The sequence below is a fragment of the Buchnera aphidicola (Chaitophorus populicola) genome, from assembly GCF_964058995.1.
In the GTDB taxonomy this organism is placed as follows: Bacteria; Pseudomonadota; Gammaproteobacteria; order Enterobacterales; family Enterobacteriaceae; genus Buchnera_J; species Buchnera_J aphidicola_BO.
In genome coordinates this window covers 69,791-85,726 of sequence record NZ_OZ060382.1, presented here as the reverse complement: position 1 = coordinate 85,726, position 15,936 = coordinate 69,791, and the positions used below count along the sequence as shown (strand labels likewise).

Annotated in this window: 15 protein-coding genes; 2 read left to right on the top strand and 13 right to left on the bottom strand. The window is 22.8% G+C overall.

Going from position 1 to position 15,936, the window contains the following annotated elements; translation table 11 throughout:
• Positions 1–42 precede the first annotated feature (42 nt).
• The 9 genes from hisIE to smrB all read right to left on the bottom strand — a co-directional run bounded on the left by hisIE (position 43) and on the right by smrB (position 7,853).
• A complete protein-coding gene (gene hisIE, locus AB4W57_RS00415) occupies positions 43–651 on the bottom strand; it encodes a bifunctional phosphoribosyl-AMP cyclohydrolase/phosphoribosyl-ATP diphosphatase HisIE (protein ID WP_367677597.1) in 609 nt (202 codons plus the stop codon).
• Positions 645–1,421, bottom strand: coding sequence for an imidazole glycerol phosphate synthase subunit HisF (hisF, locus tag AB4W57_RS00410; protein WP_367677596.1), 777 nt, complete (start codon positions 1,419–1,421; stop codon positions 645–647). Before hisF ends, hisIE begins: the two co-directional genes overlap by 7 nt.
• Positions 1,391–2,137: a 1-(5-phosphoribosyl)-5-[(5-phosphoribosylamino)methylideneamino] imidazole-4-carboxamide isomerase gene (locus tag AB4W57_RS00405; RefSeq protein WP_367677595.1), complete on the bottom strand. Its 747-nt coding sequence runs from the start codon at positions 2,135–2,137 to the stop codon at positions 1,391–1,393. Before AB4W57_RS00405 ends, hisF begins: the two co-directional genes overlap by 31 nt.
• Positions 2,134–2,736, bottom strand: a complete 603-nt coding sequence (gene hisH / locus AB4W57_RS00400; RefSeq protein ID WP_367677594.1) for an imidazole glycerol phosphate synthase subunit HisH — start codon at positions 2,734–2,736, stop codon at positions 2,134–2,136. Before hisH ends, AB4W57_RS00405 begins: the two co-directional genes overlap by 4 nt.
• Positions 2,736–3,806, bottom strand: a complete 1,071-nt coding sequence (gene hisB / locus AB4W57_RS00395) for a bifunctional histidinol-phosphatase/imidazoleglycerol-phosphate dehydratase HisB (RefSeq protein WP_367677593.1) — start codon at positions 3,804–3,806, stop codon at positions 2,736–2,738. Before hisB ends, hisH begins: the two co-directional genes overlap by 1 nt.
• Before the next feature lie 30 nt (positions 3,807–3,836).
• Positions 3,837–4,907, bottom strand: a complete 1,071-nt coding sequence (hisC, locus tag AB4W57_RS00390; RefSeq protein WP_367677592.1) for a histidinol-phosphate transaminase — start codon at positions 4,905–4,907, stop codon at positions 3,837–3,839.
• A complete protein-coding gene (gene hisD, locus AB4W57_RS00385; protein ID WP_367677591.1) occupies positions 4,900–6,213 on the bottom strand; it encodes a histidinol dehydrogenase in 1,314 nt (437 codons plus the stop codon). The genes hisC and hisD overlap by 8 nt, the downstream gene beginning before the upstream one ends.
• Before the next feature lie 7 nt (positions 6,214–6,220).
• Positions 6,221–7,120 carry an ATP phosphoribosyltransferase gene (hisG, locus tag AB4W57_RS00380; protein WP_367677590.1) on the bottom strand — a complete coding sequence of 300 codons (900 nt, stop codon included), beginning with the start codon at positions 7,118–7,120 and terminating at the stop codon, positions 6,221–6,223.
• A 208-nt stretch (positions 7,121–7,328) separates the two neighbouring features.
• Positions 7,329–7,853 (bottom strand): endonuclease SmrB, encoded by a 525-nt coding sequence (gene smrB / locus AB4W57_RS00375; RefSeq protein WP_367677589.1) that lies wholly within the window; start codon positions 7,851–7,853, stop codon positions 7,329–7,331.
• 228 nt (positions 7,854–8,081) lie between these two features.
• Between smrB and aroC the strand changes: the two genes are divergently transcribed.
• Both aroC and dapA read left to right on the top strand, forming a co-directional pair.
• Positions 8,082–9,155: a chorismate synthase gene (gene aroC / locus AB4W57_RS00370; protein ID WP_367677588.1), complete on the top strand. Its 1,074-nt coding sequence runs from the start codon at positions 8,082–8,084 to the stop codon at positions 9,153–9,155.
• A 188-nt stretch (positions 9,156–9,343) separates the two neighbouring features.
• Positions 9,344–10,258, top strand: a complete 915-nt coding sequence (gene dapA / locus AB4W57_RS00365) for a 4-hydroxy-tetrahydrodipicolinate synthase (protein WP_367677587.1) — start codon at positions 9,344–9,346, stop codon at positions 10,256–10,258.
• A 123-nt stretch (positions 10,259–10,381) separates the two neighbouring features.
• Here dapA and dapE read toward each other — a convergent pair whose 3' ends face one another.
• From dapE to AB4W57_RS00345, 4 genes are all read right to left on the bottom strand, one after another.
• Positions 10,382–11,512 (bottom strand): succinyl-diaminopimelate desuccinylase, encoded by a 1,131-nt coding sequence (gene dapE, locus AB4W57_RS00360; protein WP_367677586.1) that lies wholly within the window; start codon positions 11,510–11,512, stop codon positions 10,382–10,384.
• 34 nt (positions 11,513–11,546) lie between these two features.
• Positions 11,547–13,559: a transketolase gene (gene tkt, locus AB4W57_RS00355; RefSeq protein WP_367677585.1), complete on the bottom strand. Its 2,013-nt coding sequence runs from the start codon at positions 13,557–13,559 to the stop codon at positions 11,547–11,549.
• 51 nt (positions 13,560–13,610) lie between these two features.
• Entirely contained in the window at positions 13,611–14,567 is a 957-nt protein-coding gene (gene tal, locus AB4W57_RS00350) for a transaldolase (protein ID WP_367677584.1), read from the bottom strand.
• Positions 14,568–14,648: 81 nt separating this feature from the next.
• Positions 14,649–15,896, bottom strand: coding sequence for a beta-ketoacyl synthase N-terminal-like domain-containing protein (locus tag AB4W57_RS00345; protein WP_367677583.1), 1,248 nt, complete (start codon positions 15,894–15,896; stop codon positions 14,649–14,651).
• Positions 15,897–15,936 lie beyond the last annotated feature (40 nt).

Sequence of the window (15,936 nt, the reverse complement as noted above, 5' to 3'; positions counted from 1 at the left end):
TAATGTTTATCAAAAATATGTTTTTATAATAATACAAAATAATTATTTATTTCTTTTTTTTAAAATTTTAATTAAGTCAATAAATTTTATATTTTTATAATTTAATAAAACTAATATATGATATATTAAATCTGCACATTCTTCTAGCACATGTTTCCGATCTTCATTAATAGCTGCAATGACTAATTCTACTGCTTCTTCTCCAACTTTTTGAGAAATTTTATTGATACCTTTTTTATATAATCTACTAGTATAAGAAGTATTATTATTATTTTTACAATTTTTTAAAATTTTTTCTAATTCTAAAATAAAAGAAATATTTGTATTTTTAGTTATAAAACAACTTTTATTTTTTAAATGACACGTATCACCTTCAGCTTGAACTAAAGCTAATAAAGTATCTTTATCACAATCAGTAACAAGATCAATTACTTTTAAATAATTTCTAGAAGTTTCACCTTTTGTCCATAAACGATTTTTAGTTCGAGAAAAAAAAGTTAATTTTTTTGTTTTTAATGTAATTAAAAGTGATTTTTGATTAACATATCCATGCATTAAAATTTGGTTAGAAATAATATCTTGCGCAATAATTGGAATTAAATTATTTACTTTATTCCAATTTAAATCTAAAATTTGATTGACAGTTAACATGTTCTAATCTCAATATTTTTACTAGATAAAAATTTTTTTAATTTATGTATATTAATAATATTTTCATGAAAAATAGATGCAGCTAAAGCACCATCTACATCCGAAAATTTAAAAACATCATAAAAATGATTTATATGACCAGCTCCTCCAGATGCAATTAAAGGAACCTTGCATATTTTTCTTATTTTTCTTAATTGTTTTATATCATATCCATTTTTTACTCCATCTTGATTCATACAATTTAAAACAATTTCTCCTGCGCCATATTTTTGTACTATTTTAACCCATTGCGAAGTTTCTAAAACTGTTTTTTTTTCATATTGAGAATCTCCAGTATATTGATGTACAAAATATTTTTTTTCTATTTTATGAAAATAAGAATCAATACCAATAACTACTGCTTGCACACCAAATTTTTCTGCAATTTTAGTAATTAAATCAGGATTATTAATAGCATGAGAATTAATAGATATTTTATCAGCCCCATAATCAAAAATTTCTTTTGCATCTGAAAGAGTTTTTATTCCACCTGCTACACAAAATGGAATATTAATTACTTCAGCAATCATAGAAATCCAATTTTTATTAACTAATTTTTGATTAACAGATGCAGAAATATCATAAAAAACTAATTCATCAGCACCTTCTTTAATATATCTATTCACTAAAGATAATATATTTCCTACAATACGATGATTTCTAAATTGAACCCCTTTGACTACTAACCCATTTTTTACATCTAAGCAGGGAATAATTCTTTTTGCCAGCATTTTACAGCCTCAGTAATAGTAAATTTATTTTCTAAAAGCGCTTTCCCAATGATTATATCTTTAATACCAATTCTTTTAAGATCTTGAATATCTTGTAAACTGCTTATTCCTCCAGATGATTGAAAATTAATAAAAGGATACTTTTTCACTAAATTTTTATATAAAGATATATTAGGACCATTTAAAGTTCCATCTTTTGTAATATCTGTACATAATACATGCCTTACACCAGTTAAACAAAAATCATATAAAACATCGTGTATATCTTTTCCAGTATTTTTTTTCCAACCTGAAATTTTAACTTCTATAAAATTATTTTTTACAACAACATCTAAAGCTAAAATAATAGAATCTATTCCATATTCTTTAATCCACTTCTTAACTTCATTTTTTTTTTCAAAAATAGCTGATCCAATAACTACTTTTTTAGCACCTAAAGAAAATAACTTTTCAATATCTTGTTTTTTTCTAATACCTCCCCCAACTTGAAAATTAATATTTTTAATTTTAAGAATTTTTTTTAATAGAAAATTTTGTTTATTATAAGAATTTTGTACTCCATCTAAATCTACTATATGAAAATTCTTTATTTTATTTTGTATACAATTTTGTATATATGTATAATAATCTTTTTCATATATTTTCTTCAAACCATAATTTCCTTGATATAAACGTACTATTTTACCTTGATAAAAATCTAAAGATGGAATGATCATGATATATTAATCTCTAAAAAATTTTTTAATAAATACATACCTTTTATACCAGATTTTTCTGGATGAAATTGCACTCCAAAAAAATTATCTTTTTGTACTGCTGAACTAAAAAAAGAACCATAATAGGTTTTAGCAATAGTCACAGAACTAATATTTGCAATATAATTATGAATAAAATAAAACCACTCACCATTACAAATATTTTTAAATAACGGATTTTTTTGTTTGAAATAAACTTTATTCCATCCCATATGAGGTAAGACAATTTGATTTGTATTAAATTTATAAATACATTTATTTTTAAAAATATTTAACATCGATATATTTTCACTTTCTTCACTATAATTAAAAAACAACTGCATACCAAGACAAATACCTAAAATAGGATTCTTATATGTTTGAATCACTTTTATTAATTTTTTATTAGATAAATTTTTCATTACAGCGCTTGGAGTACCAATTCCAGGAAGAATTAATCTATCAGAATTTTTAATTATTTTTGGATCATCACTAATAATTGGAGTATATTTAAGTCTTTTTATCGACCAATAAATAGAAGATAAATTAGAAAATCCAGAATCTAAAATAACAATATTCATTATAAAACACCTTTAGAACTAGGTATATTAACTCCGTTTATTTGTATAGCTTGCCCTAAAGCTTTTCCGAAAACTTTAAATAAACTTTCAGCACAATGATGATCATTAGAACCTCGAGATTTCAAATGCAAAGTAATATTCATAGAATATGATAAAGAATAAAAAAAATGATAAATCATTTCAGTACTTAAATCTCCTACTTTTTGATATTTAAATTTAGCTTTAAAATTTAAATATGGTCTATTAGAAATATCTAATACACACGATGCAATGCTATCATCCATAGGCAAAGTAAAACCATATCTATTAATTCCTTTTTTTTTACTTAATGCTTTAGATAAACATTTACCTAAAGTAATTCCAATATCTTCAACTATATGATGATCATCAATATTAATATCACCTCTTGCATAAATATAAAAAGAAATATTTGAATGTATAGAAATTTGTTCCAACATATGATTTAAGAAAAATATTCCTGTATCAATAAAGTTTTTTTTTCTTTTATCTAAAAATATTTTTATATAAACATTAGTTTCAAGAGTTTTTCTATGTACAGCAGCAAATCTATTTTTATAAAAAATTTCATTATAAATATCTTTCCAATTTAGATCATTAATTCCATACTTTAAACCTTTAGCTCCAATATTTTTAGCTAATTTCATATCAGACTCACGATCGCCTATTACAAAACAATTTTTCATAAATTTTTTTTTTTTATCTTTAATCCATCTATTTAATAAAGCAAATTTTGGTTTACGACATATACAACTATCTTGATCTAAATGAGGGCATATTAAAATATCTTTAAAAAATATGCCTTGAGATGAAAAAATTGAAAGCATTAAATTATGATATAAATAAAAATTATATATAGGAAAATTTTTTTTTCCTAAACCATCTTGATTTGTAATCATAATAAATTCATAATTTAACTTTTTTAATTTTAATAATACAGAAATTACATAAGGTTCAAATTCAAATTTTTTTAAATTGTCAATTTGATAATCAGTTTTAGGTTCCTTGATTAAAGTACCATCTCTATCAAGAAATATAAATTTTTTGATCATTTCTAATCTTCTCTCATAAATTAAGAAAACTTAAATATTAATTTGAATAACTTGAAAAGTATTTATTAAACTTACACATTCTGCATATGTACCTACTGAAATTCTAATGCAATTCTTTAATAAAATTTTAAAATTTTGATTTCTAGTAACAATCTTATTTTTTAGTAATTGTAAAAAAACTTTATCAGAATAATAAAAAGATACTAATATAAAATTTGCAGAACTAGGAAAAATTTTTTTTATATAAGATAAATTTTTTAACTCTTTAATCAAAAATTTTTTATTTTTATTTAATTCCGAAACATTTTTTTTTAATATAGTAAGATTTTTTTGAGAAAAAAAAGATTGCGCGATCTTTAAAGTAGGAGTAGATAATGGATAAGGTGCAATTATTTTTTTTATTACATTAATAATTTCTATATGTGCAATAATAAATCCACATCGAATACTAGCTAATCCAAAAGCTTTAGATAATGTTCGTAAAACAATTAAATGATCAAAATTATGTATCAAATTTATTGAAGTTCTTTTTAAACAAAATTCTATATAAGCTTCATCAATTATGACTAAACATCTATTTTTAGTAAAATTTAAAATTTCTATAATATCTTGTGGATTAATTAAAGTACCAGTAGGATTATTTGGATTACAAATATAAATTAATTTAACTTGTTTTATAAATTTTTTTAAACTAATCAAATCTATTTGAAAATTTTTTAATTGTAAAATAGAAATTATTTCTACATTTAATATATTCGCATACACTTGATACATATCATATGTAGGTGGAAAAATCATAATACGATCTATTTGAGGTTCACAAAAAGCTTTAATTAATAATTCAATAGCTTCATCTGAACCACGTGTTGCTAAAATATTTTTATAATTAATATTTAAATATTGAGAATAAGTTTTTATTAATAATTTATATTCTTTATCAGGATATCTATTTAAATTATCAAAAAAAAAAGTCTTCTTTTGAATAAATGGAGATTCATTAGCATTTAACCAAATATCTCCTTTTCCTTTAATTCTTCTAGCTGATTGATACGGTATTAAATTTTTAATATTTTTACGAATAAATTTATTAATATCAATCATTTTTTTTATTCCTTAGAAAAGATAATCTAATATCTACAGCATTTTTATGAGCTAACATATTTTCTTCTAAAGATAATTTTTGTAAAACAGGTGCTAATTTTAAAAAACCATCTTCAGTTAATTCTTGTACACTAATTTTTTTTGAAAAATCAGATACACTAATACCAGAACAACTTTTAGATAATCCATAAGTAGGTAGAACATGATTTGTACCAGAAGCATAATCTCCTGCAGATTCAGGTGACCATAATCCTAAAAAAATTGAACTAGCATTTGTAATTTTTTTTAAAATTTCACGTGGATTTTTAGTTTGAATAATTAAATGTTCTGGAGCATATTGATTAGAAATTTTAATACACTCTGCAAGATTCTTTGTTACTATAATATGATTATTTTTTAATAATTTATTAATTAATATAGAATTTTTAAAATTTCTTATTTGAATATATATTTTTTTAATTACTGACTTTGCTATTTTTTCTGAATTAGTTAATAAAATTACTTGTGATTTATTCCCATGTTCTATTTGAGATAATAAATCAGATGCTATAAAATCACTATTTGCATATGAATCTGCAATTACAACTAATTCCGAAGGTCCTGCTAACATATCTATAGAAATTGTTTGAGAAAATAAACTTAATTGACGTTTAGCTTCAGTAACATATTCATTTCCAGGACCAAATATTTTATCTACTTTAGATACACTTTCAGTTCCAAAAGCTAAAGCTGATATAGCATGAGCTCCACCTATTTGATATACATCATAAATATTAAATAATTTAGCAATATATAATATTTTTTCTGATATAGGAGCAGGCGAACATATAGAAATTTTTTTACATCCTGCAATTTTAGCAGGTATAACTAACATTAAAAAAGTAGAAAATAAAGGAGACAAACCTCCAGGAATATATAAACCAATAGAATTAATTGGTCGTATCAATTGTTCACATCTAATTCCAGGCATAGTTTGAATGTTTAAATTATCTATTTTTTGTTGAATATGAAAAGAATAAATATTTTTTATCGCTCGATTTATACATTTTTTAAGTTCTATATCAATCTTTCTATTTGATTTATTAATTTTATCTGCTGAAATCTTAATATTATTTAATTGAATATGATCAAATAATAAAGAATATTTTTTTAATGCATGATCTTTTTTTAAAAGTACATTTTGCATTATATCAGAAACATTTTCTTGAATTTTTTTAGTTTGAGTATAAATTGGTCTATTTAATATTTCTTTTTTTTTTTGTTTAGACAAATTATTCCAAAAAATAATATTCTGTAATTCATTCATATTAAATTCATTCCATCATTTTTTCAATTGGTAAAACTAATATTGAAGTTGCACCTAATTTTTTTAACCTTTCCATTGTTTCCCAAAAAATATTTTCTTTACTAACCATATGTAAAACTACTTTTTTAGGATTTCCAACTAATTTTGATATAGTAGGATTTTCAATTCCATTTAATAAAGACATGACTTGATTTAACTTAGAAATCGGAGCATGTAACATAATATATTTTGATTCTCTAGCTTGAATCACACCTTGAATTCGAGTAATTAACTTATGAATTAATTCTTTCTTTAAATCAGAAATTTCTCCTTTTCTCGAAATAATTTGAGCGTTAGATTGATATATAACATGAACTTCTTTTAAATTATTTTCTTCTAATGTAGCACCTGTAGATACTAAATCACATATCATATCTGATAATCCTAATCTAGGAGCAATTTCAACAGATCCTTTTAAAGTAAATGATTTAAAATTTATATTTCGTTTATTAAGATATTTTTTTAAAATAAATGGATATGAAGTAGCAATAGTAAAATTTTTTAATGATTGCAAATTTTCATATTCACTACTTTTATGACATGCTAATGATAATCGACAAATTCCAAAATCTAAATTTAATAATAATTTATAAAATTTTTTACTCTTTGTACAATCTCTACTTAATATTTTTTCTTGTAAAACATTACCCCCAACGATACCTAAATCTACAATTTGATGCATTACTAAACCAGGAATATCATCATCTCGAACACGAATTATATCAATTGGCATATTTTCAGAAAAAGAAATTAATTTTTTTTGATCTAAATCAATTTTAATCCCACAATTTAATAATAATTTCTTAGAATCATAACTTAAACGACCAGATTTTTGCATAGCAATACGTAATCTATTTTTTTTTAACATTTAATCCTCAATTCTATAAAAAATTATTAATAATATTTTTTTAAAATTATAAAATAATTAAAATAAAATTTTTATTAAAATATTTTTTAATCAAATATTATACAAGAAATATTCTAACAAATATGAATAAAAACTGTTAATATTAAATTAAAAAATATTTGAAATTTATTTTATAAAACATTAAAAAAATATATTAAAAAATTTTATATCATAAACAGTCAATTAAAACTAAAATTGCTGCATCATATCCAAGTACTTTAGGAGCTTGATGAAAAGCAATAATATTTGGATGTCTAGAAAGCCAGATTGGAATTTGTTTCTTTAAAATATTTTTTCCATATCCATGCATAACATTTATACAATTAATATTTTTTTGAATACAAAAATATATTAATTTACCTAATTCTTTTTTAGTTTGGTTCTGATTAAATCCATGAACATCTAAAATTACTTCAGGAATATAATATCCTTTTCTTAATTTATTTAATTTTTTTTTACTACAATCATATCTAAAATAATAAAGTGGTTTTTCATTAAATGTATTATTAATCGCTGCATGCGAAAAATAATTACTATGTAAACGTTCTTGATATTTTGTTCTTTTTTTACGAGATACAAAATATATATTATCTTGTATATGATAGACAGTATCTTGAATCATTTTTTTTACATTTTGAACATTTTTTCGAAAAAAAAATTTATCTTTATATTTTAAAAAATTTTGTTTACTCATTTTTACTACCACAATATTACGTTATAATATTATTCATATATCAAAAATTTTAATTAGATAAAAAATAAATAAATTTTATTAAATTACAATATGTCTATAACATAAAAATAACTATAAAATTTTATTTAAAAAATTATTTTATCATAATAACTTATCAAATTTATATTTTCAAATTTTCTTAAAATATATAATTTATTAAATTAATTTACTAATAAAAGGAAAAAAATTATGTCTGGAAATACAATTGGAAAAATATTTACAGTCACTACTTTTGGAGAATCTCATGGTCACTCAATAGGATGTATAATCGATGGAACCCCTCCAGGTTTGAAAATATCTAAATTAGATATACAAAAAGAATTAAATAGAAGAAGACCTGGTCAATCTAAATACACTACTCAACGTAGAGAACTTGATATTGTAAAAATATTATCTGGCGTATTTAAAAATACTACTACAGGTACAAGTATTGGATTAATAATACAAAATACAGATCATCGATCTAAAGATTATAATGATATAAAAAATTCTTTTCGTCCTGGGCATGCTGATTTCACTTACCAAAAAAAATATGGAATTAGAGATTATAGAGGAGGAGGTAGAGCGTCTGCTAGAGAAACAGCAATGAGAGTAGCAGCTGGAGCTATAGCAAAAAAATATTTAAAAGAAAATTACGGAATATTAATACAAGGATATTTATCTCAAATTGGTCATATTAAATGTAAATTAAAATCTTTAAAACAAATAGAAAAAAATAATTTTTTTTGTCCAGATGAAAAAAAAATTACTAAAATTGATAAATTAATTCGAACTATTAAAAAAAATGGAGATTCAATAGGAGCTGAAGTTACTACTATCATAAAAAATGTTCCAATAGGATTAGGAGAACCTGTATTTGATAAGTTAGATGCAGAAATAGCTCATTCTGTTATGAGTATTAATTCAGTAAAAGGAGTAGAAATTGGAGATGGGTTTAACGTAATTAAAAAACTGGGAAGTGAACATCGAGATGAAATGAATAATAACGGTTATTTAAGTAATAGAGATGGAGGTATCATTGGAGGAATTAGTAACGGACAAGATATTATTGTCAAAGGAGCATTTAAACCTACTTCTAGTATTCGTATTCCAGCACAAAGTATTAATATAAATAACGAACCTATAAATATTATTACTAAAGGTAGACATGATCCATGTGTAGGAATTCGCGCTGTTCCTATTATGGAATCTATGATCGCAATAACAATTATGGATCATATGTTAAGATTTAAAGCGCAATGTTTAAAAAATAAAAAAATTTAATATCAACAACAAATATTTTTTAATATAGAAAAAAATATTATCTTAAAAGTATTTAGAATAATAATTTAAAGTTAAAATAATTACATTTGATATATAAAAAATAATTTTATATTAAAATTTTGTTTTATTGAAATTTTATATTAAAAAATAATATAAATAAATAATTATACTAATGATGGAAAAATAAAATGTTTACAGGAAATATTGTTGCATTAATTACACCAATGAATAAAAAAGGAAAAATCTGTTTAGATAGCTTAAAAAATATTATTAATTATCATATATATAATAAAACTAGCGCAATTATATCTGTAGGTACTACTGGAGAATCTGCAACGTTAACTAAAAAAGAACATATTAAATTAGTATTATTAACTTTAAAACTTGCTAAAAATAAAATTCCTATTATTGCAGGTACAGGAGCAAATTCTACAGAAGAAGCAATTATACTAACAAGAAAATTTGAAAAAAGTGGAATATCTGCCTGTTTAAGTGTCACACCTTACTATAATAAACCTTCACAAAAAGGGTTATATCAACATTTTAAAAAAATATCAGAAAATACCTCTATTCCTCAAATATTATATAATGTTCCATCTCGAACAGGTTGTGATTTATTACCAAAAACTGTATATAAATTATCTAAGTTAAAAAATATTATCGGCATTAAAGAAGCTAGTGGAGATTTATCTCGTGTAAATCAAATAAAATCTTTAGTAGATAAAAATTTTATTATTCTTAGCGGAGATGATGCAACTGCACTTGATTTTATGCAATTAGGAGGAGATGGAGTTATTTCAGTTACATCTAACATTGCAGCTAAAGAAGTTTCTCAAATATGTAAATTAGCTTTAAACAAAAATTTCTGTCAAGCAAGAAAAATTAATAAAAAATTAGTTAAATTAAATAAAATTTTATTTCTAGAATCTAATCCTATACCAATTAAATGGGCTGCAAAAAAAATCGGATTAATTAAAAATAGTACATTAAGATTACCTATGATACAACCACAAAAAAAATTAAAAAAAATTATATTAAAAGAATTATACAAAAAAAAATTAGAAATTATGAAAAAAAAATATAATCATTTTATTTTATTTTAAAATATAATATTTATATAAAATAAAATTGAAATATATTTCTAAAGAAATATATTTCAATAACAATTTATATTTTTTAATTTAATTTTTATATAATCTTTAATAAAACATTAATCATATCTTATTTTATATAAATAAATTTTTTAAAATATTTGTATATATTTTACTTAATAAATATAAATCATTAATTTTTACACATTCATTTACTTTATGTATAGTTTTATTCACTAAACCTAACTCTATAATTTCAGAATTCATACAAGTAAAAAATCGTCCATCAGAAGTACCTCCTGAAGTAGATAATTTTGGAATAAATTTATTAATTTCAAAGATAGATTTTTTTACAGTCTTTAATAAAAAACCTGAGTTAGTAAGAAATGGATTACCAGAAAAAATCCAATTTATTTGATAATGTAATTTACATTTATCTAAAATTTTATTTATTTCCATTATAATTTTTTCTTGTGTTATTTCTGTATTATATCTTATATTTAATCCAACTTTAATTGAACTAGGAATCATATTTGTAATATTTTTTTTTCCTGATTTAATATAAAAAATTTGCAAACTACTAGGTTGAAAAAAATTATTTCCAGAATCTAATTTTAAATTAATAAAATCTTTAATTGCATTTAAAGAACTATGAATAGGATTATTCGCTAAATGTGGATATGCAATATGTCCTTGTACACCATAAAAAATTATTTCTGCGCTAATTGAACCTCTTCTTCCATTTTTAATTACATCTCCAACTTTTAAATTACTAGTAGGTTCCCCAACTAAACAATAATTTATTTTTTCGTTTCTAGATTTCAATATTTCTATTATCTTTTTTGTTCCATCATTCCCTAAAGATTCTTCGTCTGATGTAAGTAAAAAAGAAACTCTACCTGAAATAGATGCAAATTTTTTAAAAAATGATTCAGTAGCTATAATCATAGCAGATAAAGCACACTTCATATCTGCAGACCCTCGTCCAAATAAAAAATTATTTTTAATAACTGGATTAAAAGGATCTGTATTCCAATCATTAACATTACCAGGAGGAACTACATCTGTATGACCTAAAAAAGTTAATGTTTTTCCAGTACCTTTATAAGCCCATAAATTATTTGTATCATTAATTTTAATGTTTTCTATACAAAAGCCTATTTTTTTTAATCTTTTAGAAATAATTTTTTGACATCCTAAATCTAAAGGACTAATAGAAGGAAGTTTAATTAACTGTTTACTTAAAGTAATAATATCTTCTAACATAAAATTATTCCTAGATTTTAAAATAAAAAATATTTTATAAAATTTTATTATTATTTTTTATTAATTTTAATGCTTTACATACAATATTTTTTACAGTAAATCCAAATTTTTTAAACAAATCAGATGCTGGAGCTGATTCTCCAAATGTTTTCATGCCTATAATTTTTCCTTTTAACCCAACGTACTTATACCAATAATCTGAAATTCCAGCTTCAATAGCAATTCTATTAGTAACAAAATCTGGTAAAACATAATTTTTATAAGAAACATCTTGCTTATCAAAAACATCTGTAGAAGGTATAGAAACAACTCTTGTTGAATAACCTAAATTTAATAATTTTTTTCTTGCCTGAATTGCTAATTCTAATTCTGATCCTGTAGAAATTAAAATTATATCTAAATCTTTTTCACTATCTTTTAATATATAACCTCCTCGACTAATATTTTTAATTTGATCATCAGTCCTATTATTAAAAGATAAATTTTGTCTAGATAAAATTAACGCAGTAGGTCCTGTCTGATTTTCTATAGCATATTTCCAAGCAAAAGCTGTTTCTATAATATCAGATGGTCTCCATACACTTAGATTAGGAGTAAAACGTAAACTAGATATTTGTTCAATTGGTTGATGTGTAGGTCCATCTTCACCTAATCCAATAGAATCATGAGTATATATTAAAATTTGTCTAGTTTTCATTAAAGCTGCCATTCGCACTGCATTTTTAGCATATTCTACAAATATTAGAAAAGTAGCAGTATAAGGAATAAAACCAGAATGTTGTGCAATTCCGTTAGCTATAGATGTCATCCCAAATTCTCTAACTCCATAATGAATATAATTTCCATTAAAATTTTTATTAATAGATTTAGAGCCTGACCATTTTGTTAAATTACTAGGAGATAAATCAGCTGATCCACCAATTAATTCAGGAAGATATTTACCAAAATATTCAATAATATTCTGAGAAGCTTGTCGAGTTGATAAAGATTTTGTACAAGTTTTTAAAGAATTTATCAGTTTTTTATTAATTTTAATCCAATTTTTAGGTAATTTTTTATGCATACGACGTAAATATTCTCTTGCTAATTCAGGATATTTATTTGAATATGCAAAAAATAATTTATTCCATTTATTTTCTAGCTCGATACCTTTTTTAGTTGCATCCCATTCTTTATAAATATGATCTGGTATCTCAAATGGTTTATATATCCAATTTAATTGTTTTTTAGATAATATAGCTTCTTCTTCACCTAAAGGAGCACCATGTACATCAGATGTATTAGATTTATTAGGTGATCCAAAACCAATAATCGTATTACAAATTATAAGTACTGGTTTATTTTTTATTTTTTTTGCAGATTTAATAGCTTTAAAAATTTCTTTTGAATTATGACCATTAACATTATTAATAACATGCCAATTATACGCTTGAAACCTTTTTTTAGTATCATCAGAAAACCAAGTATCTATTTTACCATCTATAGAAATATTATTATTATCATAAAATACAATTAATTTTTCTAAACCTAAAGTTCCAGCTAAAGAACATGATTCATGTGATATTCCTTCCATTAAACAACCATCACCAACGAATACCCAAGTGTAATGATCTATAATATTAAATTTAGGACGATTAAAATATAACCTCAATAGACGTTCAGATATAGCCATTCCTATTGCTGTAGATAAACCTTGACCTAAAGGTCCAGTAGTAGTTTCTACACCTGGAGTATAACCAATTTCTGGATGTCCAGGAGTATTAGACTCTAATTGACGAAATTTTTTTAAATCAGATATACTTAATTTATATCCAGTTAAATGTAATAAACTATATAATAAAATCGAACCATGTCCGTTAGATAAAACAAATCGATCTCTATTATCCCATAATGGATTACAAGGATTATGTTTTAGAAAAAATCTCCATAGTATTTCTGCAATGTCAGCCATACCCATTGGCATACCTGGATGTCCAGATTTAGCTTTTTGTACAGAATCTATACTGATTGCTCGAATTGTATTAGATAAATATTTTTTAGAAAACATTTTTTCTCCTAATATAAAAATTATTTAAATAAATAATAACTTTACTAAATATTACATATTTTTAGTAACAATTTCTTCAAGTAAATATTGATCTGTTCCAAACTGACGTATTCCCTGAGATAATTTTTCTACAGCCATAGGATCTTGATTATGTAACCAAAGAAACTCAGAATGAGATAATTTCTTAATAGGTTTAGCATAAATTTTCTTAGGAATAAATAATTTTTTTGTAATTAATTTATTTTTAGCTTGTAAAATTGATAATAATTCTGGAGATATAGTTAAACAATCACATCCAGATAAAGATAATACTTGTTTTATATTTCTAAAACTAGCACCCATAATAATAGTTTTATAATCATGTTTTTTATAATATTCATAAATTTTTTTTACAGATTGTACACCTGGATCTAAAGATGAGCGATATTTATTACTAGAGTAATTTATAGAATACCAATCAGAAATTCTTCCAACAAAAGGTGAAATTAAAAAAACTTTAGATTCTGCACATGCACGTGCTTGTGCAAAAGAAAACAATAAAGTTAAATTACAATGAATTCCTTCTTGTTCTAATTTTTTTGCAGCTTGTATACATTCCCATGTTGACGCTAATTTAATTAAAATTCTAGATCGATCAATGCCAAACTCTACTTCATAAAGCGAAATAAGTTTTTTTGCTTTTTTTATACTTTTTTCTGTATTAAAAGACAACCGTGAATCTACTTCACTAGATACAACACCAGGAATTTTTTTTAAAATTTCTGCACCAATACTTACAATAATTTTATCAGTAGCATTAGTCACTATTTGATTTTTTAATCCACCTTTTTTTTTTGCATAATTAATAGATTTTTGTAATAAATATTCATATTTTTTCATCTGTATAGCTTTTAACACTAAAGAAGGATTAGTAGTTGCATCATATGGTGTATAATGTGTAATATTTTCAATATCTCCACTATCTATAACAACTTTAGTGTATTTTTTTAATTGTTCTAATTGATTCATTTAAAATCACCATTTTGTTTTGAATACATAAAGTAATATTTATATAAAAATATTATTTAAAAAATATATTTATAAATATCTTCATTTATAAAATTTTTTGAATATTATAACAGTATTTACTCCACCAAAACCAAAGCTATTTGACATAACTATATTTAATTTAATTTTTTTATAATAAGTAATAATTTTCGTATATTTAATTTTTGGATCTAACATTTCAATATTAATACTCGGAGCTATAAAATTATTTTCTAACATTAATAAAAGAAAAATTATTTCATGTACTCCTGATGCACCTAAAGAATGTCCTGTCATAGATTTTGTAGAAGAAATATATGGCATATATTTATTTTTCATAAAAACTTTAGTTATCGCATTAATTTCTTTAATATCACCAATTTTTGTAGAAGTAGCATGAACATTAATACATTCTATAGGTTGTTGATTTATCTTTTTAATAGCAGATTTTATACATCTTTCTATACCTTTTTGAGATGGTAAAAACAAACTATTCCCATTAGAATTAGAACTATAAGATATAATTTCTCCATATATATGTGCATTTCTTAATAAAGCAGAATTTAATTCTTCTAAAACTATTATACCGCTACCTTCAGATATCACAAATCCATCACGATTAGTATCATATACTCTTGAGGATTTTTTAGGATTTTTATTAAATTTTGTAGATAAAACATTAATTTTATCAAAATATAATGCTGTATCTAATGTTAATGCTTCAGCTCCTCCTGCAAAAACAATATCTTGGCGTCCAGATTTAATTAATTCATAAGCATGACCAATACAATTCGCTGAAGTGGCACACGCAGAACTGATCGAATAACTAATTCCATAAATATTAAAAAAAGTAGATAAACAAGCTGAAATAGTAGAATTCATAATTTTAAATATAGTATATATATTAATATTATCTATATCTTTAAAAATATTTTTGCTATATAATTTTTTTTTATAATTTAAATCTAAAACATAATTTCTAGATGAGCAAAATCCACTACCAATTATTATACCTACTTTTTTATTTCTTTGATATTCAGATTTTTTTAAAAAAGAATCTTTAATAGCATCTTTCATAGCTAAATAAGAAAAAAAAGTTTCTGTATTCATATATTTAAAAAATTTATTCTTATTACTTACATTAGAATTTAAAAAAATTTTTCCCCAAACGTGACTCTTCATACCTATTTTTTTCATTTCATTTGAAAAAAAAATTCCAGATGATCCTGACCTTAAAGATTTTAATACTTCAATTTTATTATTTCCTATACTAGATATTATACCTATTCCAGTAACTACAACTCTTTTCATAAAAACCTTATATCTTTTATTTCAAAAATAAAATTAATAA